Origin of the sequence: Gracilimonas amylolytica, assembly GCF_002911695.1 — a bacterium.
Classification (GTDB): domain Bacteria; phylum Bacteroidota; class Rhodothermia; order Balneolales; family Balneolaceae; genus Gracilimonas; species Gracilimonas amylolytica.
On the sequence record NZ_PQBS01000007.1, the window covers coordinates 57,776 to 82,707 of the forward strand.

General features: G+C 41.4%; 24 protein-coding genes. 16 read left to right on the top strand and 8 right to left on the bottom strand.

Features of this window, described 5'->3' with window-relative positions:
- Positions 1–4: 4 nt before the first annotated feature.
- Complete coding sequence (locus C3B73_RS01255) at positions 5–1,792, bottom strand: SLC13 family permease (RefSeq protein ID WP_103663818.1); 1,788 nt, start codon at positions 1,790–1,792, stop codon at positions 5–7.
- Between the two features lie 212 nt (positions 1,793–2,004).
- Between C3B73_RS01255 and greA the strand changes: the two genes are divergently transcribed.
- The 16 genes from greA (at position 2,005) to pssA (ending at position 16,920) form a co-directional block, all read left to right on the top strand.
- Positions 2,005–2,481: a transcription elongation factor GreA gene (gene greA / locus C3B73_RS01260; protein WP_103663819.1), complete on the top strand. Its 477-nt coding sequence runs from the start codon at positions 2,005–2,007 to the stop codon at positions 2,479–2,481.
- 14 nt (positions 2,482–2,495) lie between these two features.
- Positions 2,496–2,951 (top strand): NUDIX hydrolase, encoded by a 456-nt coding sequence (locus C3B73_RS01265; RefSeq protein WP_103663820.1) that lies wholly within the window; start codon positions 2,496–2,498, stop codon positions 2,949–2,951.
- A complete protein-coding gene (locus C3B73_RS01270; RefSeq protein WP_232802908.1) occupies positions 2,933–4,159 on the top strand; it encodes a hypothetical protein in 1,227 nt (408 codons plus the stop codon). Before C3B73_RS01265 ends, C3B73_RS01270 begins: the two co-directional genes overlap by 19 nt.
- A gap of 7 nt (positions 4,160–4,166) precedes the next feature.
- On the top strand, positions 4,167–5,384 hold the full coding sequence (locus C3B73_RS01275) for an acetate/propionate family kinase (protein WP_103663822.1): 1,218 nt from the start codon (positions 4,167–4,169) through the stop codon (positions 5,382–5,384).
- The gene (locus C3B73_RS01280) at positions 5,375–7,162 is read left to right on the top strand and encodes a caspase family protein (RefSeq protein ID WP_103663823.1); all 1,788 of its coding nucleotides are present in this window, start codon (positions 5,375–5,377) and stop codon (positions 7,160–7,162) included. The genes C3B73_RS01275 and C3B73_RS01280 overlap by 10 nt, the downstream gene beginning before the upstream one ends.
- A gap of 89 nt (positions 7,163–7,251) precedes the next feature.
- Complete coding sequence (locus C3B73_RS01285; protein WP_157939385.1) at positions 7,252–8,025, top strand: EamA family transporter; 774 nt, start codon at positions 7,252–7,254, stop codon at positions 8,023–8,025.
- A complete protein-coding gene (pta, locus tag C3B73_RS01290) occupies positions 8,025–8,972 on the top strand; it encodes a phosphate acetyltransferase (protein WP_103663825.1) in 948 nt (315 codons plus the stop codon). Before C3B73_RS01285 ends, pta begins: the two co-directional genes overlap by 1 nt.
- A 42-nt stretch (positions 8,973–9,014) precedes the next feature.
- Positions 9,015–9,623: a dTMP kinase gene (gene tmk, locus C3B73_RS01295; RefSeq protein WP_103663826.1), complete on the top strand. Its 609-nt coding sequence runs from the start codon at positions 9,015–9,017 to the stop codon at positions 9,621–9,623.
- A 206-nt stretch (positions 9,624–9,829) separates the two neighbouring features.
- On the top strand, positions 9,830–10,303 hold the full coding sequence (locus tag C3B73_RS01300) for an SRPBCC family protein (RefSeq protein ID WP_103663827.1): 474 nt from the start codon (positions 9,830–9,832) through the stop codon (positions 10,301–10,303).
- Positions 10,304–10,378: 75 nt separating this feature from the next.
- Positions 10,379–11,230 carry a shikimate dehydrogenase gene (gene aroE / locus C3B73_RS01305; protein WP_103663828.1) on the top strand — a complete coding sequence of 284 codons (852 nt, stop codon included), beginning with the start codon at positions 10,379–10,381 and terminating at the stop codon, positions 11,228–11,230.
- Positions 11,211–11,969: a peptidoglycan editing factor PgeF gene (pgeF, locus tag C3B73_RS01310; RefSeq protein ID WP_103663829.1), complete on the top strand. Its 759-nt coding sequence runs from the start codon at positions 11,211–11,213 to the stop codon at positions 11,967–11,969. The genes aroE and pgeF overlap by 20 nt, the downstream gene beginning before the upstream one ends.
- 61 nt (positions 11,970–12,030) lie before the next feature.
- Positions 12,031–12,870 carry a histone deacetylase family protein gene (locus C3B73_RS01315; protein ID WP_103663925.1) on the top strand — a complete coding sequence of 280 codons (840 nt, stop codon included), beginning with the start codon at positions 12,031–12,033 and terminating at the stop codon, positions 12,868–12,870.
- A gap of 68 nt (positions 12,871–12,938) precedes the next feature.
- Positions 12,939–14,090 carry a 1-deoxy-D-xylulose-5-phosphate reductoisomerase gene (locus C3B73_RS01320; protein ID WP_103663830.1) on the top strand — a complete coding sequence of 384 codons (1,152 nt, stop codon included), beginning with the start codon at positions 12,939–12,941 and terminating at the stop codon, positions 14,088–14,090.
- A gap of 5 nt (positions 14,091–14,095) precedes the next feature.
- Positions 14,096–15,436: an RIP metalloprotease RseP gene (rseP, locus tag C3B73_RS01325; RefSeq protein WP_103663831.1), complete on the top strand. Its 1,341-nt coding sequence runs from the start codon at positions 14,096–14,098 to the stop codon at positions 15,434–15,436.
- Between the two features lie 3 nt (positions 15,437–15,439).
- Positions 15,440–16,093, top strand: a complete 654-nt coding sequence (locus C3B73_RS01330) for a phosphatidylserine decarboxylase family protein (protein WP_103663832.1) — start codon at positions 15,440–15,442, stop codon at positions 16,091–16,093.
- Positions 16,090–16,920, top strand: a complete 831-nt coding sequence (gene pssA / locus C3B73_RS01335; protein WP_103663833.1) for a CDP-diacylglycerol--serine O-phosphatidyltransferase — start codon at positions 16,090–16,092, stop codon at positions 16,918–16,920. Before C3B73_RS01330 ends, pssA begins: the two co-directional genes overlap by 4 nt.
- Here the strand turns inward: pssA and wecB are convergent.
- Genes wecB through C3B73_RS01370 form a run of 7 tightly spaced genes read right to left on the bottom strand, consistent with a single transcriptional unit; the run spans position 16,911 to position 24,917 of the window.
- Positions 16,911–18,005, bottom strand: coding sequence for a non-hydrolyzing UDP-N-acetylglucosamine 2-epimerase (wecB, locus tag C3B73_RS01340; protein ID WP_103663834.1), 1,095 nt, complete (start codon positions 18,003–18,005; stop codon positions 16,911–16,913). The two genes, pssA and wecB, sit on opposite strands and share 10 nt — an antisense overlap.
- The gene (locus tag C3B73_RS01345) at positions 18,002–19,033 is read right to left on the bottom strand and encodes a glycosyltransferase (RefSeq protein WP_103663835.1); all 1,032 of its coding nucleotides are present in this window, start codon (positions 19,031–19,033) and stop codon (positions 18,002–18,004) included. The genes wecB and C3B73_RS01345 overlap by 4 nt, the downstream gene beginning before the upstream one ends.
- Entirely contained in the window at positions 19,030–20,556 is a 1,527-nt protein-coding gene (locus tag C3B73_RS01350) for a polysaccharide deacetylase family protein (protein ID WP_103663836.1), read from the bottom strand. The genes C3B73_RS01345 and C3B73_RS01350 overlap by 4 nt, the downstream gene beginning before the upstream one ends.
- Positions 20,553–21,956 carry an oligosaccharide flippase family protein gene (locus C3B73_RS01355; RefSeq protein ID WP_103663837.1) on the bottom strand — a complete coding sequence of 468 codons (1,404 nt, stop codon included), beginning with the start codon at positions 21,954–21,956 and terminating at the stop codon, positions 20,553–20,555. Before C3B73_RS01355 ends, C3B73_RS01350 begins: the two co-directional genes overlap by 4 nt.
- Entirely contained in the window at positions 21,943–22,971 is a 1,029-nt protein-coding gene (locus C3B73_RS01360; RefSeq protein WP_103663838.1) for a glycosyltransferase family protein, read from the bottom strand. The genes C3B73_RS01355 and C3B73_RS01360 overlap by 14 nt, the downstream gene beginning before the upstream one ends.
- 3 nt (positions 22,972–22,974) lie before the next feature.
- The gene (locus tag C3B73_RS01365) at positions 22,975–23,919 is read right to left on the bottom strand and encodes a PorV/PorQ family protein (protein ID WP_103663839.1); all 945 of its coding nucleotides are present in this window, start codon (positions 23,917–23,919) and stop codon (positions 22,975–22,977) included.
- A complete protein-coding gene (locus C3B73_RS01370) occupies positions 23,916–24,917 on the bottom strand; it encodes a PorV/PorQ family protein (RefSeq protein ID WP_157939386.1) in 1,002 nt (333 codons plus the stop codon). Before C3B73_RS01370 ends, C3B73_RS01365 begins: the two co-directional genes overlap by 4 nt.
- Positions 24,918–24,932 lie beyond the last annotated feature (15 nt).

A 24,932-nucleotide genomic window follows, 5' to 3' on the forward strand; every position in this document is an offset into this window, starting at 1 on the left:
CGTTTTAAAATGGCCAGAAATACGGGATCGCAAAGGTACCAATAATCCAGAAAAGAATGTTGAGTGGAGTGCCAACTTTCGCGAAATCAGTGAATTTATATTGACCCGGGCCAAAGATCATTGTATTGGTCTGGTAGCCAATAGGGGTCATGAAACTTAAAGAGGCTGCCATAGTGACGGCTATTAAAAATGGTGTGGCATCTACTCCAATAGTTGATGCAGCCTCAATGGCAATCGGAGCAAGGAGTGCAGCCGTTGCCTGATTTGAGATCAAGTTTGTGAGCATCATAGATAAAAAGAAGAAGGCAGAGAGGACTGCTGTTGGGCCAAGAGATTCAAAATGAGTGACCACACCATCAACCATTAATTGTGCGGCTCCGGTTTTTTGCATGGCGATCCCCAGGGGGAGGACACCTGCTAACAGAAAAATCACTTTCCAGTTAATAGATTGGTAGGCTTCTTCATTTGCTAAACAACCGGTCAGTATCATTAGGATCACACCACATATAGCAGTGGCAACGATCGGTAACACCCCAAATGCTGCAAATCCAACAACCCCGGCAATGATCGCAATAGCGATCGGAATCTTAGAGGTGTTGTGATCCGGAAGGTTGATCTCTGTAGCCAATACAAACTCTTCCGAGGTTTTTATATCGTTTACCCGTTCTTTCTTAACATAGATCAGCAACGAAGTACCACTTCGCAATCGAATATCTGACAAATGCTCTTGTTCAACTTTACCTTTTTGGCGAATTGCCAATACAATGCCTTCAAACTGATGATATAATCCAAGCTGATCTAGTTTTTTGCCTTCATAAGAGGATTCAGGCGCTACCACAGCTTCTACAAGTTGAGCATTCCCAAGTTCAAAATCCTGATCTGCCCAGCCTTTGGTTGGTTTTATCAAAACATCTTCCCGGTTCAGCAATTTGTTCAATTCTTTTACGCTTCCACGGATCCTGAGCACATCGTTTGCTTCAAGTGTGATAGTTTGCCTGTCAGGTTTAGATCGCATCTTTGCATCAAAAACTTCAACTATATCAAGATCCAGGTCTTTGATGAGTTCGGTATTTTTTAAGGGAGTACCGACAAACTCAGAATTGGGTTGAAGAACCACATCAGTCAGGTAGCTTTGCATGTCAAAAGTATCTGTCAGTGACTGATCCTTTCGCCGCTCAGGAATTAATTTAATACCTACTGTAAACAGGTAAATGAAACCGGTTACAAAAAATATTGCGGCCACCGGTGCAAATTCGAATATAGAGAAACCGGCCATATCATTATCTCTGGCAATTGAATCAACCAACAGGTTTGTTGAGGTTCCTATCAATGTAAATACACCACCGAACATAGCTGCAAAGGACATCGGCATCAAAAGCCTGGAGGCACTTTGGTTAAGATCTTTTGACAACCCAATGATCACAGGAATAAAAATGGCTACGGCTGCCGTGTTGTTTATGAAGGCTGAGATCACTCCAACCACTAACATGATGATCAGAATGGCGATCTGGAAGTTGAGTTTACTGAGCCGGTAAAAAAAATCCCCAACGATATCGAGTGCTCCCGTTTTTCTGAGGCCCTCGCTCAAAACGAACATACAGGCTATAGTAACGGTAGCAGGGTTGCTGAATCCTGAGAGGCCTTCTTTGGGGGTAAGAATTCCTGATACGACCAGAATGGCTAACAGGATCAGGGAAGTGATATCAAATGAGATCCGTTTGTTAACAAATAATACTACTGCCAGCAGGATGAGGCCATATACAAACAGGATTTCCGGTGCTACTCCAAACATCAATGATTCATTTAATAAAATTCTTGGTCCCAAATATCATAACTAAACGCTTATTTTGAAAATGATTTACAGGAATAGCTGTTTATAAAAACAGAGATGGAAATCCATCAATTAAGCTCTTATTTTAAGGCATAATGCAAATGAAAGTAAAAGCCACCTGCCGCCGGTAGGTTGCTTTTTTTATTTTTAGAAACCGATTAATAAAAGAGATTATGAGTAAAGTTCAATATTTGACTCAAGAAGGCTATGATAAACTTGATGCTGAGTTAAAAGACCTTAAAACCAGAGGTCGCAGGGAGATCGCTGAAGAGATCGCTGAAGCCCGAGCTAAAGGTGACCTTAGTGAAAATGCCGAATATGATGCAGCCAAAGAAGCACAGGGTCATTTGGAGGACAGAATTACCAAACTTGAGGATGCACTTGCCAATGCACGGGTTTTAGATAAAAAAGACCTGGATCTGTCAAAGGTTCGGGTTCTTACAACGGTTACTATTCTCAACAAAAAAATGAATAAAGAGATGAAGTACACGATCGTATCTCCGAATGAAGCTGATTTTGCCGCGGGAAAGATCTCCATTGAATCTCCGATTGGGAAGGCACTGCTTGGCAGGGAACAAGGTGAAGTAGTTGAAGTTGATGTACCCGCAGGTAAGCTGGAACTGGAAATACTAAAAATTGAGATCGACTGATAACTCACAAGAAGATGAAAAAACTCATCGATGTCTATCCTTACAGGCTTGTTGAGGGCAAGGTTCAATTCCTTGTCTTCATGCGGTCATCCAGGAAGATCTATGCCGGGCAATGGCGGATGATCGGAGGGAAGATCAAACCTGAAGAAACCAGCTGGCAGGCCGGTTTAAGAGAACTCAGGGAAGAAACCGGACTGAAACCAGCGAAATTCTGGACCATACCTTCAGTAAATCAGTTTTATGAACATAAGACTGATATGATCCACGCAATCCCTGCGTTTGCTGCTCAAATTCCCGAGAGTGCCCAAATTGACCTGGACGATGAGCATACCGATTTTAAATGGATTTCAGCCAATGATGCAGCTGAATATCTGAAATGGCCTGAGCAACAACGATTGATAAAACTCGTTGATGAGATCTTAACCAACGACATCCAAGAAATTCTTCCAGAGTGGATCATAGAAATCTGATATTTTTTATACTTCTGCTGTTAATACCAATGGGGCTGAAAGCTCAATCAGATTCCTATGAATTAAATTTTGCACCGGATGCCTGGTACAACTCTGTTGATGGTGTAAGACTTGGGATCAGAATGGCGGGCAACATGGAAGGGGAATTCAGAAGTGGCCCTCACAGAATGGAAGCCGGAGTTTGGCTGGGAACCGCACTTCCTGAAGATCCTGTTTCATATTATTTTTCATTCACTGAACCGATCCCTTCAATTACATCTTTTGCAAACGAAGGCAATGTTCAACTGATCTCAACGGTAAGAACCGGATACAGTTACCACCAAATTTCATTTAATAAGCGCTGGCAACCCGGATTCGATGAATTGAAATTCAAGGAGTTATCCCTTGGTTTCAGTCAGGAAAGGATGATAGACCTGGTTTACCGGCCGTATCCTCAGTTATGGCAGAATGATTGGAAATCAATGGTCAATTTGGATCTTTGGATCAGTGAAAAGTGGGAAAAACAAAAATTCGATCTGCAGTTAACCTTGCTCCAAAATGTAAATGAGGCATCGAATTATTTCACAGTCGGGACTTTGGAGGTCACTGAGCAGATTTTCTTTAACGATCTATTTAAGCTCAGGCTGCGTGGTTTTGGGGGATATGTAACAGACAATGGGGCTCCTGAATATTTGTTTGGATACAGTTTTGGGCTACCTATGGAATGGTTGAATAGTGGAATTTCTCGTGCTAAGGGTACCTTAAAAGAAACCTGGCTGAGTGATGGGTTGATCAGTTTCGCCAGTGGTCCCAATCTGAGAGGCTATACCCGGCACGACTTTGAGATCCTCAGTGCCGGTGGAACCCCTCAGTATAATTCAATTGCCTCGATCAACACTGAATTTGAGTTTCCGAATTTCATAAATAAAAAACTGGATGGAACCATAGTTGGGGATTTTATTGAACTCAGATCATACCTGTTTGGTGATGTTGGCCGCACATTTGATAAAGAAGAAACCATCACACTACCAATGGGCGAGAACCCAATATGGATCGCTGATGCCGGGGTTGGATTACAATTTTCAATAAACATCCCGGATTATCTCGGTAAAGACCGAGGTGTAGCCATCCGTTATGAAATTCCATTGTGGTTATCTGAACCAATGGGTACAGAAAAGCATTTTAAATTTCGCAATTTGATAGGAATCGGAGCCGTAATATCATTTTAACTCACTCATGAAAATTTTAGTCATTAATTGTGGTAGCTCTTCAATAAAATATCAGCTCATTAATACCGAAAGTCAGGATTGTCTTTGTAAGGGGTTGGTTGAACGAATTGGAGCTGTAACGTCAATCATCAAACAAGAATTCAAAGGGGAGAAGCCATTCAAAAAGACGATGGTCATTGAAAATCATGCCTCCGCTCTAAAGACCGTTATGGAATTATTGGTCGAGGCAGATAATGATCACCTTCAGTCCCTTGATGAAATTGAAGCCGTGGGCCACCGGGTGGTTCATGGAGGTGAGACATTCAAGGATTCTGTACTCATTGATGAAGATGTGGAAGAAGCCATTCAACAGGCATTTGACATTGCCCCTTTACACAATCCACCAAATCTGGATGGAATCAGGGCTGCCAAAAAACATTTACCGAACGTTCCCCATGTGGCTGTGTTCGATACCGCTTTTCATCATTCCATACCTAAGCATGCCTTTTTATACGGCATACCAAATCGTTTGTACAGACGATATAAGATCAGGAAATATGGGTTTCATGGAACATCTCACTATTACGTAAGCCGAAAGTATTTCAAAGAGACACAAAGAAAAAAAGAAGGCTCAAAGATCATAACCTGTCATTTGGGTAATGGGTGTTCTGTCACTGCTATCAAAGATGGTCAATCCTACGACACCAGTATGGGATTTTCGCCACTTGAAGGTCTCGTTATGGGAACCCGAAGCGGTGATATTGATCCATCTATCCTGTTTTATCTGATCGAAAAAGAAGAGCTATCTCTGGCCAATGTGCACGCTCTGTTGAACAAACACAGTGGTCTGCTTGGGTTGAGCGGATATGCTGCCGATATGCGTGACCTTCTTGAAGAGGCTGAAAATGGCGACCGCAGGTGCATTGAAGCCGTTGACGTGTTTTGTTACAGGGTACGCAAATACATAGGTTCGTACATTGCAGCTCTGAATGGGGTGGATGCGATCATCTTTACAGGTGGTATTGGAGAGAACGCAGCCCCTATACGTGAAAAGATCATGGAAGACATGGACTTTGCAGGTGTTCAACTGGATCTGAACAAGAATAAGGATCGCGGTGAATCAACCCTGATCACAACTGAAGATTCAGACACAGAAGTGCACGTTATTCCAACCAATGAGGAATTGGTTATCGCTATTGATGCGGCCAAAATTGCAACAGCATCCAAACAAACTCCATGGGCCTAAACTATACAAAATGGATCAAAAACACTGCCCGGACTTTTAATAAAAGTCCTATTGGAAGCAGGGTGAAGTCTGTTTTGTTTTTGATAACTGCAGCGATTTTTTTCGTTTCGTGTTCGAGCACCAGCTGGGTAGTTATTGAAGAAGATGCCATGGATATCAGTGATTATGAACTGATAGACTCAGAGTTCTTTTTGGATCCTAATGATGTGATAACCCCTCAGGCCCCCATATTTGATGCAGACCTGATGGCTATCAACACGTATGAGTATGCACAACGGATCAAAACAGAAAGGTATATTCAAAGATACCGGCCTCGTGTTGGATACGTCATGCTTGGCTTAGCCGGTGCCGGTCTTTCCTACTATGCGGCCTTTTCTGATCAGTTGCTACAGCAACCTTCTGATCTGCAGAGATATTCTTTGATAGGGGCCGGTACGCTGCTTTCAGGTTTATCTTTTCTGAATATGAAACCGGTAGATGAACCTACCAAAACGGGAGAGACCAGGCTTTTACGTAAGACCGGTACTACTATGGTTGCAGACACCATTGAGACGTTACCATATACTGATGAGTTGCCCAAAGTCACCATTGCATATGGTGACAGCCTTTTGATACAAAACAAAACTTATGCATTCAATGACAATAATATATCGGTCAATCTTGCGGATGAACTTGACGCGGATCTGTTTGGAGAAGAACCTGAACACGAGATCAGGATCACAGTTGAATATGATACATTAAAAACGGTTACAACCACTCCGGTTTCATCTGTTTTTGAGCAGTTTGTCGTTGTTAATTCTGAAATCACTCCACTCAGAAATGCCGCAGAAGTGAATACAGATAATGTACTAACAGATCTGGCAGAGGGTAGTCAACTTAAAATGGTTGAGAGGGAAGGGGATTGGTTTAAAGTAATGTATGGGATATCAGAAACATGGATCTCAGCAAATGATGTTTATACCATCTGGAGACCATCTGAATTTTCCTCTGATCTCACCGTTGTAACGATCCCGAATATACCCTTTGGCTCAATAGATGTTGAAAGGGATATACCGGAATTAGGAGATCTATCAACTAATACTGCGGCACTGATCATCTCAAATGATCAATATTCCGGTAGTTTAAGCGAAAGAACCTATGGTGATCGGGACAGTGAATTGATGGAAGAATACTTCAAACAGGGATTTGGTATCCGATCAAATAATATTATCAAAAGTTCTAACATAGATTCAGCTGAACAGCTCAATTCTGCGGCTAACCGGTTAACTAATTTGGTCGACACTAATCGGAATAAAGTGCTGGTCTACATCAATGGGTACGGTATTATTCAGGATGGAAAATTATATCTGGCAGGTGTGAACCATAGCGAAGAAAATAATGTCCTGATCAACCTAACATCTCTTTTTGATCAAATATCAGGATCAGAGGTTGAGCAGGTTATTGGAATAGTTGATCTTGATATCGTGGAATCCGATAAATCAAATTTGAGATATCAATCTGTGGTTTCAGGTTTGGTAAATACGATCTCAAGGTCTGCGGTTATCTTTTCATCACAAACAGATCAGCGTTCAGGTATCTTTACTTCATCAACCGGTGAAAAGAATCGGCATAGTATTTTCACCTATTATCTTGCCGAGGCCTTAAAGCAACGGAAAACTGGTCTGGATCAGATCTTTGATCACCTTCAGAGAAACGTGCCATTTCGCTCCCGAAGTATTTATGATCGCCCTCAGGATCCGGTACTCATTGGGAAAAATGACCTTCAGTTAGTTGATTGATGGGATTCCTGTATATTTTTTTTAGTGTAAGCTGTTCTCTTGCCATAGCTCAGATCCTCAAAGTTGCTGAAAACAACAGGATGAGAGTGATGAATATCCTTGTTATAAATTACCTGGCCGGTTCACTCATAAGCATCTTCAATTCTGCCGAATTTGAAAACGTTAGCCTTAATGTAACCGATCACGGTTTTGTGATCGGAGGGATGATGGTGATCCTCGGATTGATCTTCATAGGTAACCTGGTGGCCTACAGTCGTTCAATTGACCGAGTTGGCATGGGGGTAAGTATTGCTGCTATGCGTATGTCGCTTATATTCCCGATCGCGGTGAGTTTGTTTGTATTTAATGAGGAATTAGCCTCGGTACGGTATCTGGGGATTGTAATAGCTTTAGGCGCCTTGCTTTTAATGGTGCCAAAGATCAAAACTAAGAGTATATCCGGTATATCAGATGCCTGGCTGCCTGTGCTGATCTTTTTGATGACCGGTGCTGCAGATTCAAGTTTAAAGGTCTATGAAAGGCTGTTTTCAACTCAACTTTCAGAGGAACTCTTTGTGTCCGGTATTTTCATCATATCTTTCCTAACCGGTATGGGGATTTTGATAAAAAGGGGTAAACTTCATTTTACCTTTAAAGAGATTGGGTATGGTATAGCTACTGGAATTGTAAATCTATATTCCTCTATTTTTCTGATATATGCCCTTAAATTGATGCCGGGTTCAGTGGTATTTCCAATTGTTAATGTATCGTTGGTTATTTTAGGCACATTGATCGGTGTATGGATCTGGAAAGATAAACCAACCGTAAAGCAGTGGTCAGGATTAGCTGCTGCAGTAATTTCAATCATTTTATTGATAGGATAATGAGTTTTATACAAGACATAAGAGAAAGAGCGTCTCGATCCCCAAAAAGAATCGTATTACCGCGTTCTTCAGATGAGCGTGTGATCAAAGCGGCTGAATTTCTTAAAAATAACAATCTGGCACACCCCATTCTGATAAGGAATGAGGAAGGTGACATTCCCAAAGACCTCGAAGCAGTTGATCCGGTTTCTGATAAAAGATTGAGCACCTACGCCTCTTTGTTTTACGAAAGAAGAAAACATAAAGGAATAACCGAGGCTGAAAGTATGGAGATCGTTAAAGATCCATTATTCTTTGCAGCCTCCATGCTTGCAAATGGTGATGCCGATGGTGCCGTGGCCGGGTCAGTGTCCACGACCGGAGATGTATTGCGGGCAGCTATTCAGACCATAGGGTTAAAAAAAGGGTCTAATGTTGTCTCAAGTGTGTTTATTATGAGCTTTGAAGATGGCAGGGTTTACACGTACGGTGATTGTGCAGTTGTGCCATACCCTAATGAAAAGCAGCTGGCTACCATAGCTATTGATTCGGCTCAAACCCATGAGAAGGTAACGGGTAATGAACCTAAAGTTGCCATGCTTTCATTTTCAACGAAGGGTAGTGCAGAACACGAACGGATCGATTTGGTTAGAAATGCTTTAGAGCTCGTCAAGACCCATGATCTTTCTTTCCCGATAGATGGAGAGCTTCAGTTCGATGCCGCTACGGTTCCGGCAATTGGAAATCGAAAAGCTCCTGGATCTGAGGTGGCAGGACAAGCGAATGTGTTTATCTTTCCTAACCTGGATGCCGGTAATATCAGTTATAAGATCACTGAGCGACTTGCAGGTGCTACGGCGACCGGTCCTGTCATTCAGGGACTTGCCAAACCAATGATGGATCTTTCGAGAGGTTGCAGCTGGGAAGATATTGTAAATACGGCCTGTGTTTGTGCATTGATGAATTGAGAAACTTAAAACCGGGAGAATGTCTCCCAATCAAATAACAACATGTTAATAACATTTGAAGGCATAGATGGAAGCGGTAAATCTACTCAGATCGATCTGCTGCAAAAATATTTAAATGATAAAGGTTACAAGGTTAATGTTTTCAGAGAACCCGGTGGTACGGATGTATCTGAAATGATAAGAGGTATGCTGCTTAACCCGGAAATAGATATCGATCCCGTAACTGAACTATTGTTATTCTCAGCGGCCCGTTCACAACTGGTGGCCGAAAAATTACTGCCATTACTCAAAAAAGATGTCATAGTAATACTTGACAGGTTCTTTGATTCCACTACAGCCTATCAGGGGTTTGGCAGGAAGAGTATTCCGATAGAACAGATCAAGCAGATCAATAAAGTGGCTACTCACCAGCTCGTACCGGATCTAACCTTTTACCTTCGTCTGAGTCTTAAAGAAGCAGCTGAACGAACCAGGCAATTTGAGAAGGACCGTATGGAGCTTTCCGGAGATAGCTTCTTCCAAAATGTGTTTGAAGGATTTGAACACTTGTCAAAAACGGAGGAACGGTTCAAAGCAATAGATGCCGGTCAGGATATTCAGGCTATACATGAGGATATCGTAAGTATTCTTGAGAAGAGGTTGGAAAAGTGAGTAGGGTAAAAGCAAAATCTTTCCAAGAAAAGACATTTTATCATAAAAAAGTTAAAGAAAATAGATTTTTATACCTCTGGATAATTGAGGCTTAGTCATATTATCCGTAAATTTGGAACAATCTGGATGAGTCCTGCCTTTTTCCATGACAACCAGTTCATCAAAAGAATACAATTCTAACGATCATAACTACCAAGTATTAAATTATGGCGCACGAAAGAATCGAAATTGATCTACCTCTTGCCAAAGTCTACGAACTCTTAAGTAACCCAGTTGATTTTCCTAAGTTTCTGGAACGCATCGATAAAGTTGAGCGAATTAACTCGCAAACTTTTGAGTACAAAACAATGATTGGGGACGAAGAGTACAATTGGACCACTAACCTCATTGACAATCTACGCAACACCCGTTTTGCATGGATCACCATCAGTGGTAATCTGAACCAAACCGGAACCATTCGCTTCACTCCGCTTGATAATGGAGAGCGAACTCGTGTTGAGTTTTCATTAGACTACCGAACATTTTTCGGGGAGCCTGAGGAAGAACTAGCTTCTTTTATTGAAGATTCACCGGCTCAATTAGCTAAAGACCTTAAGAAATTTAAGGAATTGGCTGAAGGCGGTACTTTCAAAGAGACTCCAATTGAGTCAGACGAAGAGAAAGAAGAAGTTACTGCGTAAGCAGATTCAATTACTATTATTTGTTAAGTGCGCATCCTAACCGATGCGCATTTTTTTTGTCAATAGATCATTATCATGAATTTCAGTGAATTCCTGGCTTCTGAATCGAGCCAATACCCGCATTATTTGTTAATTGGAAGTCCCATCAGTCACAGTGTGTCACCTTTGATGCATAATACAGCCCTTCAGCATCATGGACTTAAGGCCGAATATCATGCCGTTGGGGTCAGACAAAGTGAGATACCAAGCCTTATTTCCCATTTTAACAAACTGGAGTTCCTTGGCGCTAATGTGACCATACCCTATAAGGAAACCATGTTTGAAGCCATGGATACTTTGGGTATGGAAGCCGCACAGATCGAGGCGATCAACACGATCGTAAAACGGGATGGTAAAATAATTGGTGAGAATACCGATGAATACGGATTCCGGGTTCCCATTGAGGAATATGCAGATGAACTTTATGGAGAGCGTGCGGTGATCTTTGGAACCGGTGGAGCCACTAAAGCTATTTGTTATGCTCTTAAAGACATGGGGGTGGATGAAATAGTTATGGTTTCCAGAAGGCCGGGCCAATATGATCCTTCAGGTTCTGTGACTATGTGTAATTATGATAACTGGACGGCTTACGCTGAGGATGCCTCCATTATAATCAACGCAACACCATTGGGTATGACTCCAAATACAGAAGCATCTCCGGTTAAGAGTGACCAAATTGAAATGTTATCGGGTAAAATTTGTTACGATGTTGTTTATAATCCTCAGGAAACCACATTTTTAAAACAAGCAAAAAAAGTAGATGGTATCCCGGTTGGCGGACTGGATATGTTGATCCATCAGGCCGCTAAGTCATTTAAACTATGGACCGGACAGGAATTCCCGCTCGGTCTGGTAAAAATGAAATTAGATGAAGTCTACCCAGATTGAATTTATTCGACCCAATCAATTGAATGGAGTGGGTATTTCCAGTTGGTTTACTCTAAGAAACCAAGAGAACATTAACTCAGATCATAAAATCGCAGGGCTTAATCTTGGTTTAAATACTGACGAATTGCAGGAAGTTGTGGCTCAAAACCGAAAACTACTGATGAGAGAACTGGGAATTGATAGCCAACAGTTAGCCTATGCCAAACAGGTTCATAAAACTCACATTGAAAAAGTAAATGTTGGGGGTGAGTACCCTGATACGGATGGTATGGTTACTAATAAAGGTAATCTGGTTCTGGCAATTCAGGTAGCAGATTGTGCAGCCATTCTTTTGGGAGACAGTAAAAACCGGGTTATTGGTGCGGCTCATGCCGGTTGGAGAGGAGCTGCGGGTAACATTTGTATCAAGGTATTAGATAAAATGAAAGACCTTGGCGCTGACCCAACACATATAAAAGCTTTTATCAGTCCATGTATATCTCTCAAGAATTTTGAGGTAGGCCCGGAAGTTGCCCAACAATTTCCATCACAATATGTGGACTATTCGTCTTATGAGAAGCCACATGTAGATCTGAGTTTATTTTTAAAAGATCAGCTAATTAACGAAGGCGTTCCTGTAGAGAATATTGAAGTACACCAGAAGTGTACGATAGATAACGAAGATCTGTATTCGTATCGACGTCAGAAAGAGAAGAGTGGAAGAATGATGGCTTTGATCAAACTCGATCAGGAAAGTTAAGTTGAGAGTAAGTTACAGCCCGTATTACGTAGCGGATATACCTGATGACCATGTGTTTCCCATGAAAAAATTCAGTGGCCTGCATAGCTACCTGACTAGTCATAACATAGTACAAGAGAAAGACGTAATAACACCTTCGTTAGTTGAATTTCCAAGTTTGATCACGGTTCATTCCGATCGGTATGCAAACGCAGTCTGGACTGGTGAACTGGACAGAAAGGAGATCAGAAGGATGGGACTGCCCTGGAGTAAATCCCTGGCCGTACGTTCCAGACTGGCTGTCCAAGGGACCATCAATGCCGGATTAATGGCATTACAGGATGGTTTATCGGGAAACCTGGCAGGAGGCACTCATCATTCCATGCCTGACCACGGAGAAGGCTTTTGTGTTTACAATGATGTGGCTGTTGCTATTCGTGTATTGCAGCAATCCATGTGGGTGAATAAAGTATTGGTGATAGATTGTGATGTGCATCAGGGGAATGGAACAGCTCACATATTTGAACATGATGAATCGGTGTACACATTTTCTATACACGGGCAAAATAATTATCCGTTTAAGAAACCACCTTCTAATTTGGATATAGGTCTCCCGGATAAAACCGGAGATCGCGATTATCAAACCGCATTAATAGATGCCTTGGATAGGATCAGGATCGAATTTGAACCGGACCTAGTGTTTTATCTTGGAGGGATCGATCCTCTTGAAAGAGACCACTTTGGCCGATTGTCGTTGACATTGTCCGGTTTACGGGAAAGAGATCGTATAGTCTTGGAAACGGTTAAACAATGGAATAAACCGATCACTCTGTTACTTTCAGGTGGTTATGCCCCAACATTGAATGAGACAGTTACGGCACACGCACAAATGTTTGAAGTCGCAAAAGAAATGGGGTTTTGAGCTGTCATTTATTACCTTGAACGCCGTTCATAAAGATAATTTTAACTGAATCATATTCATCTCTAAGAGTGGAAAAGAAAAAATTAGTTATTCTGGGTTCTACCGGATCTATTGGTACGCAGGCTCTTGAAGTGGTTCGGCAACATCCACAACGGTTTGAAATAGTAGCTTTATCGGCTCATTCTAACTGGAAACTGTTATCACATCAAGTTCAGGAATTTTCTCCCAAATATGCATTGATCTGCAACCCTGAGTATTATTCTGATCTTCGGAATCACGTTTCATCCTCCGTTAAGATCATAAGCGGTGTTGAACATTTGACGGCACTGGCCACTCTTGGTGAGGCAGATATTATACTGAATAGCCTGGTAGGTTTCGCCGGTTTTGAATCTACATTGAAGGCAATTCAAGCCAATAAAAAAGTTGCTTTAGCTAATAAGGAATCCTTGGTAGTTGGCGGGCAGATCATCATGGAGGCATTAAAACATTCCAAGGGGGAACTGATCCCTGTTGATTCTGAACACAGTGCCATGCTTCAATGTTTGGCTGGTGAAAAGGTATCTGACATTGAAAAGATCATCATCACAGCGAGTGGTGGGCCATTTAGAGAACATACTTCTGATCAATTACAAAATGTAACGTTAAAGGAGGCTCTTGATCATCCAAACTGGTCGATGGGAGACAAGATCACCATAGATTCATCAACCATGATGAATAAAGGACTTGAGATCATTGAAGCGCACTGGCTATTCAGTGTTCCTGTTGAGGATATAGAGCCTGTCATACACCCACAAAGCATCATTCACTCGATCATTACGTTCAAAGACGGTTCAAGTAAAGCACAGCTCGGACTGCCAGACATGAAAGTGCCGATCACTTACGCCCTTGGCTACCCGGATAGGTTACCTTTAGATACTCCGAGGATGAATTGGTCTGAATTTCAGGATCTTAGGTTTGAACCGGTTGATTTTGACAAATTCCCCTGTGTTCAATTAGCCATGGAAAGTATCCAGATGGGAGGGTTTGCTCCTGCCGTATTGAATGCCGCCAATGAGGTAGCGGTTGAGAGATTTTTGAATGAAGAAATTGGTTATATTCAAATCCCAAAAATCGTGAAACAAAGTTTGGCGAAAATAGATTTGAATGATAGTTTGAGTCTTGAAAGTATTAAAGATATAGACAAAGAAACGCGAGCATTCGCAGCATCAATATTTAAATAAATTACATGGACTGGTTTTTAAGTTTACTAAATACATTACTCATTTTCGGCGGGGCTATTATGATCCTCGTTTTTGTACATGAGTTGGGCCATTTTTTAGCGGCTAAATTATTCGGCATGAGAGTTGAGCGCTTCTCGATCGGTTTTCCACCCAGAGTTTGGGGCTTTCAAAAAGGAGATACCGATTATTGTATTGGAGCCACACCATTAGGCGGTTATGTGAAGATCTCAGGCATGATCGATGAAAGTATGGATACTGATCATCTGGAAAAAGAACCGGAAGATTGGGAATACCGAAGCAAACCCGTATGGCAACGTATCATTACTATTACAGCCGGTGTGATCTTTAACATGATTCTGGCTTTCTTTATTTATTTTGGGATGACCTATTCTAATGGTAAAGCCGTACTGCCAATACAGGAATCTCAGGGAATTTATGTGCCTGAAACATCTATATTGAATGAAATTGGGTTTGAGACAGGAGATAAGATCATTGGGGTAAATGGTAAAAAAGTTACTTATTTCAGTGATCTCGTATCAGCCTCTGAGTTGACGTCTGACAACCTTAACTATACGGTACAGCGTGATGGTCAGAATGTTAACGTACCGGTTACTCCAAATTATTTAGACAGCCTTCAAACCCGTGGATTTCTGGACATCAGTTATATGCTGCCAAGTGAGATCTCATCAGTCCCTGCCGGAAGACCAGCTGCTGAAGCCGGACTCAAAGCAGGTGACAAGATTGTATCTGCCGATGGTGAATCCGTAAACTATTGGGTACAACTGGTAGAAATAATACAGGAAGCAGATACAACCATTAATTTTGGTGTAATGAGGGGCGACTCTTTGTTTTATGCATCGATCATGCCCGATCAGGAAAGCAAGACTATTGGGATCGCTTCACCAAACCCACAATCATTGGGATTCGAAAGAATTGAGTATGGGTTCTTTGAATCTATAGGAGAGGGTTACAATCAAACTATGGAACAAACCACCGGAATTCTTCAGGGCTTTGCCAGAATGTTGACCGGAGATATTTCTGTTACCCAAAATCTGGGTGGTCCCATTGCCATTGCCAACATTACGCGGGAAGCTACCGATCAGGCCGGTTGGATCGGTTTCTGGAACATCACAGCTTTATTGAGCATCACCCTTGCCATTCTGAATATTTTACCGATCCCTGCTTTGGACGGAGGTCATCTTGTTTTTCTGCTTTACGAAGGAATAACCAGAAGAGAACCGTCTGAAAAAGTACGCATGGTTGCACAACAGATCGGCTTTTTCCTTATGATTGGCCTCTTCATTTTTGTTATGTTTAACGATGCATTCAGGTACTTCGGACTCTAAAATATGATCTCTAAAGAAGGTTACGGTACTATTGGATTTGTCTTACTCGTCTCGGTATTAATTAGCGGTTTTGCCGGCTATTACTTACCGCAATGGATAGCGACCATCTTGTATATCCTATTTTTTGGCCTGACAGCCTTGACCATCTTTTTCTTTCGGGATCCCGATCGGGTAACACCTTCCGGAGAAAACCTGATCATCTCACCGGCTGATGGTAAGATCGTGTTTGTGAAAGAGATCGAAGAAGACGTTTATATTGGAGGAAAGGCGACACAGATCAGTATTTTTCTTTCCCCGTTAAATGTTCATGTTAACAGAAATCCCGTTTCCGGTAATCTTGAATACGTAAAATATCATCCGGGCGAGTATCTAATGGCGTGGACAGAACATGCCTCTGAACTTAACGAAAGAGCTGATTTTGGAGTTCTGCATCCATCAAACACCAGGATCTTTTTCAGGCAGATCACCGGCTTTCTTGCACGACGTATAGTGTATAATATTAAAGAAGGTGATGAGCTTATTGCCGGCGATCGTTTTGGTATCATGAAATTTGGTTCCCGAATGGATGTCGTAGTTCCGGGTAACGTAACCGTTCAGGTTAGGGAAGGAGACAAAACCATTGCCGGAGAATCAGTACTCGGAATTATTGAATCATGAAATATCCGATCCAAAAGAAATATCACTCATTCAAACAGCGACAAAAGCGACGTAAAGAAATAAAGCCTCCTGTAAATAAACGTATTGCAGTTCCGAGTTTCTTTACCCTGATGAATCTCTTCAGCGGCTTCCTGGCTATCATATCCATTTCCAATGAAGATTATGTACTGGGAGCATGGCTAATTGCTTTGGCCGGACTATTTGATGTTTTTGACGGATTGATGGCGCGGCTGGCAAACGCCACCAGTGATTTTGGTATTGAACTTGATTCTATCAGTGATATGGTCTCCTTTGGGGTGGCCCCCGGGTTTTTGATCTATAGCTGGAGTTTACACGAACTAGGTTTTGTTGGGATCATCGTGAGTGCATTGCCACCGTTATGCGGAGCTGTACGGTTGGCGCGCTTTAATGTAAATGCCCGCTTACAACCGTCTCAGGGGTTTTTTATAGGCTTACCCATTCCTGCACAAGCCATCATTTTAGGAGCCTTCTTTCTGACGTTCAAAGATTCGTTAGAGTTGTTTTCATTTCTTGAGAACGGTGTAAATTCAGCCCTCATCCCGATCATTGTAGTCATATCATTTTTAATGGTGAGCACGCTACCATTTGATAAAATTCCGAGATTTGATCGATATACGATCCGTGAACAAAGAGGAACCTTTATTTTATTTATCACATACCTGATCCTGATCCTTGCTTTTAAAGAATACGGACTGATGATCGTGTTTACGATATTTGTACTCAAAGGAATTACCATTGGGGCCATCCAGTTCTTTACGGATGACTATGGTCCTGAAGGAACGGATGAGTTTCAGGATTACAGTTGATCTAATATAAAATCCCGGATCTTCTGTGCGGCTGTACCATCCCCATAAATTCTATTCTTCTTAGTTTTTCGATCTGAATTTAGAAATTTGGTAACTCTGTTAACGATCTGCTCTGTATCAGTTCCTGTAAGTTCACCAAGACCCGATTCTAAGAGTTCCTGCCTTTCTGTTTTGTGTCTTAAGACAAACACTTTTTTCCCCAGAGCTGCACTTTCCTCTTGTAAGCCTCCTGAATCTGTAAGGATAAAACCGGTATGCTGAATGAGCTTGATAAACTGATCGTATCTTACAGGAGGGATGGTTATAAAACGGGAGTTATTTAATCCGTATTCACTTATGGTATTCTGAACATTAGGGTTTGGGTGAACCGGCATCAGGATATTTAGGTCAGTATATAACTCAAGTAACTGTTCGACAGCTTTTAGGATATTCCTGAAGGGTTTTCCATGATTTTCCCTTCTGTGAACTGTGATCAAAGCCGTTCTGCCTTTCGAGGTTTGATCTATTAATTTATTAATAGCCTCCTCGTTATGCTGCGAAAGATTTAGAATGGAATACAGGGCATCAACAACGGTATTACCTGTCACAAGAATACGATCTTCGTTCACCCCTTCACGCATCAAATTTTGTTTATTTAACTGTGTGGCAGCAAAATGAACACTTGCAATACCTGAGATCTGTCTGCGATTAAATTCTTCAGGGAATGGTTCATGAATGGAATGACTTCTAAGTCCTGCTTCCACATGCATTACAGGAATTTGTAAATAAAATGCGGAAAGAGCCGCAAGATAAGAAGAGGTTGTATCACCCTGAACGATAACATAATCAGGTTTTACATCGATCATGGCAGCTTTAAGCCGTGGCAAAAGTTTGGTCGTGAGATCAAACAGATCCTGACTCTCTTTCATGATCTTTAAGTCTATATCTGGCACAAAATTAAAAAGCTCGAATAAGGGTTCGGCCAACTCCTTATGTTGACCGGTGTGTAGAGTTGTTAAGTCTGTGGCATCCTTTAGTTCATGGATCAATGGAGCCAATTTTATGATCTCAGGACGCGTTCCAAAAACGATCAATATCTTTTTCATTTCAGGAGCTCCCGATACAGGTTATAGGTTTTCTGAGCTACCGTTTCCCAGGTATAATTCTGCAGAATATGTTCTTTAAGCTTGGAATTAGTTTTGGCAGATAAAGCATTATTTATGGCTTTGACAATAGATACAGTTGATTTGGGATCCATAAAACTGGCATGGTTACCAAAATATTCTTGGGTTCCTCCGTGTTTAGTGATCGCAATGTTGGCACCGGCTAAACCGGCTTCTAACGCAGCAATTCCGGGGGTCTCAAAGTAAGAGGGCAGAACAAATACTTTTGCCGCTGCATAGGCAGATGATAAAAGTTTAGAATCATGGTCCAGTGTATTGATCAGGGTAATATTCCCGGCTTGTCCGGCCAATTGTAAACACTTTTGGCTGTAAGCACTGTTATCAAATGAGCCAATAATTACAACTTCGGCGTTTAATTCTTCAGCGGCTTTTATTAATCCGATCACATTCTTTCGTTCTGCACTGACCTGACCGGCAAAAAGCACAAAATCCAGTAAACCATATGTCTCAATAAATAAGCTTTTGTCAGCGGTTGAAAATCGTTTTTCAACTCCGTTTGGGACCATTTTTATTTTCGAGGATCGAATGCCAAAACCCTGTTCGATCAAACGTCCTTCATTAAAAGTATTTGGAAGTATCAGATCTGCCATTTCACATAACCCGGCTTTAAGGCCAAATTCAGACCTGATACCACTTCCCAAGATCGAAAACAGTTTCTCAGCTTTAATTGAAAGGTTTATTACCGATGTGCTACGGTTTGAGTAGAGAATAGGGGAAAGTACCACGGGAGCATCCGAATTTGATAGATGTCGGAGGATTCCTGAATTTTCTGCAGTGGCACCAAATACGTGAATAAGATCCAGATCGTTTACATCCAGTTTTTCCCAGGGAGCGATCATTACCGGTTCAACACCTAATGAGCTAAGATGTTTAATGGTCATCTCTGCCTGCGTTCTGACACCACCATGAACGACTGAAATACTCATTGGGGCAACAAATCCAACTTTCATAAGCGCTCCCTGTTTCTAAAATCCAGTATGGAAGTTTTAAGTAATTTCAGCTTTTGGATAAAGCTTGTTGATGAAATCATCGCGTTATTCCGTTCCGGATATTCATATTGGATCGTAGGTTTATTTGTGGGAACAAAAACAGAATTTTCCCCTTTTATCAATTGTGAATCTCCATGACGGAAAGAAACTTCAAACAGGGTTGAGGTGTCTGATATTTTTTCTATTTGGCCGGATTGACCATCAAAGGATGCCCTAAAAGTAGTCTTGTCTCTTTTCTTCCAGAATTCAGAGAATTCCCTGAATGTCAGATTGGTAAGAGACCTTTTATTTGCTTCTCCGAATACTGTATCAAATAGTTTTAAACCGGCTTGCATAGGGTGGTGGTAAAAGATCACCGGTTCGTAAGTGCGTAACTTTTGATCCATCATATCAAGAAAATACGCTTTCATTTCATCAGTTGAATACCCTTTTCGATTCAGACTCCCCGTGCAAATAGGGTGAATCGGAATTTGAAGGCTATCAATTGGGGTAATCATGGGCAGTGAATCATAAGCATAGGTAAATTCAGATGTATAGGTGAAATCAAATTGTTTTAGTGATTCCTCCAAAGCCACGTTATAAATACCGTAGGGAGCGCAAAATCCGGTCACCTCAAAACCGGAATCATTAAGCTTATTCAGTCCTTTTGAGATGTTCTCCTGAACCTTTTTCTTTGAACGCCCTGTACCGTGCCTGTATCCGTGCAATGCGATCTCCTGATCTTTGTATTCACTAAAGTGACTAAGCCAGTCTTCATGAGCCTGAACATGTAAAAACCAGGTGGCTTTAAGATGATGTTTTCTCAAAAGCCGATACACTTTATCCATTTGGATTTGATCACCATAATCGGAATCTATTCTGAAACAGAATACGGGCTTTTCCTTTGGAGAGGTCCATTTACGAATAAACGGAAGGTGTGAGCTAAAATGAATTTCCTTTAAAACCTGAAGAAAAAGATCTGAAACCCTTCCTTTGGAAACTCTGCTGACGATCTCATCCGGATCTTGACCGAAATGAGATGGGAATGATTTCCGTATATATCTGTGATCAAATAAGCGTTCTGCAGGATCAAAACCCATGAACACTACATTACCCTTCATTACCTTTTTAAACCTCAGAGCATCGGAAAGAGTGGCTTTACCGGTTGTTTTTATCGTGGTAAAGAGGTCTAAATGGGGTATATGCTGAAATCCATTCAGGTTTAGATCAGATCGAAGTCGTTTTGAAAAGATCTTACTGAAGGATTTATCGGGGAAAAAACCATGATCATCATTGATGAGTACGACGTTACCTCCGCTTTTCAAATACTCCCGGATCTGTGGAGAATGATCTCCGTTGACAGATCTATTTACAATAACCGCACTATAGGTTTGAATATTAAGCCGTTCCGGTTTTACTTCATCATAACAGACCCCGATCTGATCTAGTAAGGCTTTCCATGTGGGAGTCAGTTTTAATATTCCTATGCAAAGTGAACGCTTCAAGTCAGAACCTTAGATTTTATCCAGTTTATATCATCTGTAGTTAACACATTGATTCGGATAAGTGCCAATACCAGTATGGTTGAAGCGATTACACCCGAGACCAATGCAGGAATGGGGATGATCTCAAAAATGAAATAAAGAGTAACTGTTAGTGTTACAACTATACTAAACGGTCTCAAATAACGGCCTCTAAACACCTGCATAAATTGCTGGTATGTAAAACCTGTAATGATCACCTCAGATATGACAACAGTGACGGTTACCGTAGTTAAATTCCCCAAATAAGAGGCTAAAATAAGTAGAACAGCAGAAATCGATCCTCCAAAAACCGTTGCTTTAAAGTATTCTGTGTCATGATTAGTGGCAATAAGTCCGAATGAAAATAAACTGTTGATAAAGGTAAACCCAATAAACAAAGAGAGGATCTTCAATAAGTAAATGGATTCCATATAAGCATCCCCAAACAGCCAGGTTATGAGCTGTTCGGAACTGAGTGCTGTGAAAAGGGCAACGACGGAGCCCGTACACACAGCGATCCGGTAGGTCATTTGAATTTTGGTATTAGTTTCACCTTTTGAACTAACCCAGGCTGAAGCCAGATTTGGTAAAAGTAGTTGTACAAACACCCGATCAATGATCATGACAAGTATGACCACTTTAAAGGCTACACCGTATACACCTGCCATCTCAAAGGTCATAAATAAACCTATGAGTATCGGTGGAAGTAATTGAATGACCTGAGAAGATAACTGCCCCAAACCTATGACAGCACTGCTTTTAAAAAGGTCAGGATAGATCTGACTTCCTCTTGATGGCAACGAAAATGGTTTGTCGCTGATGGCAAATACTCCAAGAATGATGGTAGCTAACATAATACCGGAAGTGTAAAATAGGGGAGCCAGGTGTATCTCATTTGAAGAATGTACCATCAAAACTATCAAACCTAAGTACACACTTCCCTGAATTGTTTTAGAGAGAGTTATCTTGCCAAAATCCTGCTTACCGGCATAGAACCACTCCATAAGAAACATATAGGGGATCAGTGAGATCAGGAAGCCAAGTAACACCTGTTTTTGTTCCGTATCAAAGTCGATTACATACAATAACAGTGCCGATACCATTAATACAGCAACACCAAGTATGAGCCTTAAGTTAAATATCTCAATGATCCTGTAGATTCGTTTTTCCGGGGGCTTGGCTTTTTCCCTTGAACCGATCTGATACAATCCCATATCCGAAAACCAGTTTGCATAGCCAAGTAATGATATCCCAAACAGGATCAAACCATAGTATTCAGCCCCTAAAACCCTTGCCAGATAAATTGAGGCAAGAAAAGACATACCCCGGCCAAGTATATCACCGGATATGATCCACAAAGCATGTTCCTTAAGCTTTGCCATCTGTAAAATTTTGAGAAATGTGAGAACTGATAAATTCCTTCAACTCATTTTGATCATTAAATAAATGAACATTGGGTTTACCTGATTCCTCAGACAAACATCCAATATTTGGAGCTATGATCGTTTTTTGAAAAGCAAGAGCCATGTGATAACTCCCCGATGAAAGGATCTCTCTATAATTGAATACGGCAATGTCAGATGCTGAGTAGAACCAGCTTACCCGGTCTTCTTCTACGAAATGGGGGATAACCCTGATCCGTTCATCCGATTCTTCGTACACACTTAATTTCTTGTATAATTTTTCATTTCCTTTTTTGACCGGACCAACGATCATCAACTTACATTTCAGGTCATATTCCATAATAAGTGTGGCTACAAGATCCATTCTCTTGTAGCGGCTAATATTGCCAAACATGAGTAAAACAGTTTCATCATCATTGATATCAACTGCATACCGGGTTCTTAAAAGTTCCCTGGCTTCAAACTTATCCATAGGATCCAATGGATAAGAAGGATGGGGTATTACATGAAATTTATCCCTGTCACACATCAGCCGGTTAGACATGATATCAACAGCTTTGTTACAATGAACATGCAGAGCCTTTGACCATTTAGCCATTTTGCGATGGAGGTACAGATGAAGGTCTAAATATTTACGGTCGTGAGGAAACTCGTTGTGAATGGTCCAGATCACGGTTCCACCCAGCTTCTGAAACACATAGATACAAAATAACTTCCATGGCATTCCCAGCAATGATTTAACATCCTGGAATTCGAACCAATGATAGTGCAGAATCGAGTTTCGGTTTGAAAGAATAGCCGCGATCAATTTAAAATGGTCAAAAATACTAATTGATCTGATCTTAAGATCATTGCCTTCGATCAGGTCTTTGTACAGAAGGTATAGGTAATCGGTTTTTTTATGGGTGAACCGGATGAGCGGAACCACATATACTTTTTTGGCATCCGGATTAATTGAGTGATAAAGGTTCTTTAAAGCTTCTGAGTGACTCATAACCTAAAACGTATATTGAATTCCCAGTGAATGCGCGGTGCCAAATCCGGTTTCAAAAGGCAGTAAGGCGTAGTTGAAATTCAGATCTCCGGTAAAAAGAGAAACTCCAAAAGAAAGTGGTCTTTCCGTATCTCCGGTTCGGTATCCGGTGCTAAGCTCAATGCTATCAGAAACAGTTAATGATAAAGCTAAGTTGAAGAAATCTTGAGTTAATTGAGTTGCTGATCCTGAGTCAGCTTCGTTTTTATCCATGGGGTACACATAATCTGCTGCCAGTGAAACAGTTATTGGCATGGATTCATTTTTAGGAGGGCTAAATGTGAAGACATTACCGGAAGCACCAAACCTTATAAATCGTGGGATTTCGGTTGCCTCGGCATTTAGTTTTTCCATTTCACCTAAATTATTGGCAGAGAACCCAAGATTAACCCTGTCATTCAAGATGGAAGCTGCCGCTCCAAAATTAAAAGCATACCCGTTGGCTGTGTAAGTAAAAACTTCCTCTCTAAGATATTGAGCAGACACTCCCAGGGAAACCTGATTCAATTTATAAGCATAAGCTGTAGCAAGTGAAAGGTACTGAACAGAGAAATTGCCATTACTTTGGCCGGGCCGGTTGTACTGTTCATAATCATTGGCTCCGCTATTGTAGAAAGCAAAAGCTAAAGCACTGTTTTTCTTGAGTACGTTTATTCCCCCAAACACATTCTTAATATCTGCAATCCAAAAAGTATAGGACAGATCCAGGGAAGAGTTCTCATTAAAAACTAGTAAAGCCGGGTTGCTAAATATTGAATTCGAACCATCGGGAATGGAAGTTGTAGCCTCAGCTTTAGATAAGGCATACGTTGATGGACTGATAGTAAGCAGATCCAACCCACCATTTTGAGCCATACCGGTTTGAACACAAGCAAATAAAAGGATAAAAAGCAGGCTTAAGGTTTTCATAAGTTCAACCGAAGTGAAAATACATGCATATTTGATAATCTGTATGGCTCTTTAACAAAAGCATAATCAATGGATGGCTTTAAATGATCAAAGGGTAAATGTATTGAAAATCCGGTACTGAGATTCCAGCTATCTGAATTTTCAAGGGAAGGCAAACCCCAGCCTCCACGAAGGGTGAATCGTTCATGCAGATCAACCGAGCTTCCGAACCTCAACTGTGAAAGGGTGGAGGTCACATCTTCACTGATCTTTTGTGTAGTCGGAATACCTTCTATGAGGATGATCTGTTGTGAGGTCAACTCTGTTTTGCTGATCAGATATTCATAATCTGCTGATACAGTCCACTTGGATGCTTCATAGGCGGTTCCGATTGTCAGGCGTGTAGGGAATTCATCAAGGGTGTTTTGAGCCTGATCAAGTCCATATAAACTTTGAGAATTCCAGTTATAACCGGCAAAGAGATCTTTGATGGACAAGGCAATATTAAAGTCTGATTCTGTTTTCAGGAGTACGCCAACATCAATACCAAAACTTGTGGCTTTTTCTAATTCAGGATGATAATCAGCCATGCTGAATTTCAACCCAATGCCGCCGTAGAATTTTTCACTAAGCCGGATCCCAAAATCACCTCTGAGTTGGAGGTCAGCTGCATCAAATTGCCCTGTGGGGTATCCACTTACGCTTCTTCCATCAATATCTCTGATACCGGTATGGATGATCATAAACGACATTCCGGCACTGGGCGGCAGTTGAAAGTGAACTCCGGCAGTCTGTAAGTATCGGTCAAATTCCATGGATGCTATGGAAAGATCTGTTTGCTTTTGCTGAGCTTCAGAAGCGGCTAAAGCAGGATTATAAAAGGAATAAATACCTTGTGAGGTTACGGCAGACATAGCATTGCCCATGGCTAATCCCCGGGCGCTGAAACCCGTATGTAAAGCCCCTCCTGCAAAACCTCCGTCCTGAGCATGCAAAATTCCCGGAATGGACAACATCATCAAGAAGAAGCATCT

Excerpts from the sequence above, each read along its gene's own strand:
- C3B73_RS01255 (WP_103663818.1), bottom strand. The coding sequence starts at position 1,792 with ATGTTTGGAGTAGCACCGGAAATCCTGTTTGTATATGGCCTCATCCTG.
- greA (WP_103663819.1), top strand. The coding sequence starts at position 2,005 with ATGAGTAAAGTTCAATATTTGACTCAAGAAGGCTATGATAAACTTGAT.
- C3B73_RS01265 (WP_103663820.1), top strand. The coding sequence starts at position 2,496 with ATGAAAAAACTCATCGATGTCTATCCTTACAGGCTTGTTGAGGGCAAG.
- C3B73_RS01275 (WP_103663822.1), top strand. The coding sequence starts at position 4,167 with ATGAAAATTTTAGTCATTAATTGTGGTAGCTCTTCAATAAAATATCAG.
- C3B73_RS01280 (WP_103663823.1), top strand. The coding sequence starts at position 5,375 with ATGGGCCTAAACTATACAAAATGGATCAAAAACACTGCCCGGACTTTT.
- C3B73_RS01285 (WP_157939385.1), top strand. The coding sequence starts at position 7,252 with ATGAATATCCTTGTTATAAATTACCTGGCCGGTTCACTCATAAGCATC.
- pta (WP_103663825.1), top strand. The coding sequence starts at position 8,025 with ATGAGTTTTATACAAGACATAAGAGAAAGAGCGTCTCGATCCCCAAAA.
- tmk (WP_103663826.1), top strand. The coding sequence starts at position 9,015 with ATGTTAATAACATTTGAAGGCATAGATGGAAGCGGTAAATCTACTCAG.
- C3B73_RS01300 (WP_103663827.1), top strand. The coding sequence starts at position 9,830 with ATGGCGCACGAAAGAATCGAAATTGATCTACCTCTTGCCAAAGTCTAC.
- aroE (WP_103663828.1), top strand. The coding sequence starts at position 10,379 with ATGAATTTCAGTGAATTCCTGGCTTCTGAATCGAGCCAATACCCGCAT.
- pgeF (WP_103663829.1), top strand. The coding sequence starts at position 11,211 with ATGAAGTCTACCCAGATTGAATTTATTCGACCCAATCAATTGAATGGA.
- C3B73_RS01315 (WP_103663925.1), top strand. The coding sequence starts at position 12,031 with ATGAAAAAATTCAGTGGCCTGCATAGCTACCTGACTAGTCATAACATA.
- rseP (WP_103663831.1), top strand. The coding sequence starts at position 14,096 with ATGGACTGGTTTTTAAGTTTACTAAATACATTACTCATTTTCGGCGGG.
- C3B73_RS01330 (WP_103663832.1), top strand. The coding sequence starts at position 15,440 with ATGATCTCTAAAGAAGGTTACGGTACTATTGGATTTGTCTTACTCGTC.
- pssA (WP_103663833.1), top strand. The coding sequence starts at position 16,090 with ATGAAATATCCGATCCAAAAGAAATATCACTCATTCAAACAGCGACAA.
- wecB (WP_103663834.1), bottom strand. The coding sequence starts at position 18,005 with ATGAAAAAGATATTGATCGTTTTTGGAACGCGTCCTGAGATCATAAAA.
- C3B73_RS01345 (WP_103663835.1), bottom strand. The coding sequence starts at position 19,033 with ATGAAAGTTGGATTTGTTGCCCCAATGAGTATTTCAGTCGTTCATGGT.
- C3B73_RS01355 (WP_103663837.1), bottom strand. The coding sequence starts at position 21,956 with ATGGCAAAGCTTAAGGAACATGCTTTGTGGATCATATCCGGTGATATA.
- C3B73_RS01360 (WP_103663838.1), bottom strand. The coding sequence starts at position 22,971 with ATGAGTCACTCAGAAGCTTTAAAGAACCTTTATCACTCAATTAATCCG.
- C3B73_RS01365 (WP_103663839.1), bottom strand. The coding sequence starts at position 23,919 with ATGAAAACCTTAAGCCTGCTTTTTATCCTTTTATTTGCTTGTGTTCAA.
- C3B73_RS01370 (WP_157939386.1), bottom strand. The coding sequence starts at position 24,917 with ATGATGTTGTCCATTCCGGGAATTTTGCATGCTCAGGACGGAGGTTTT.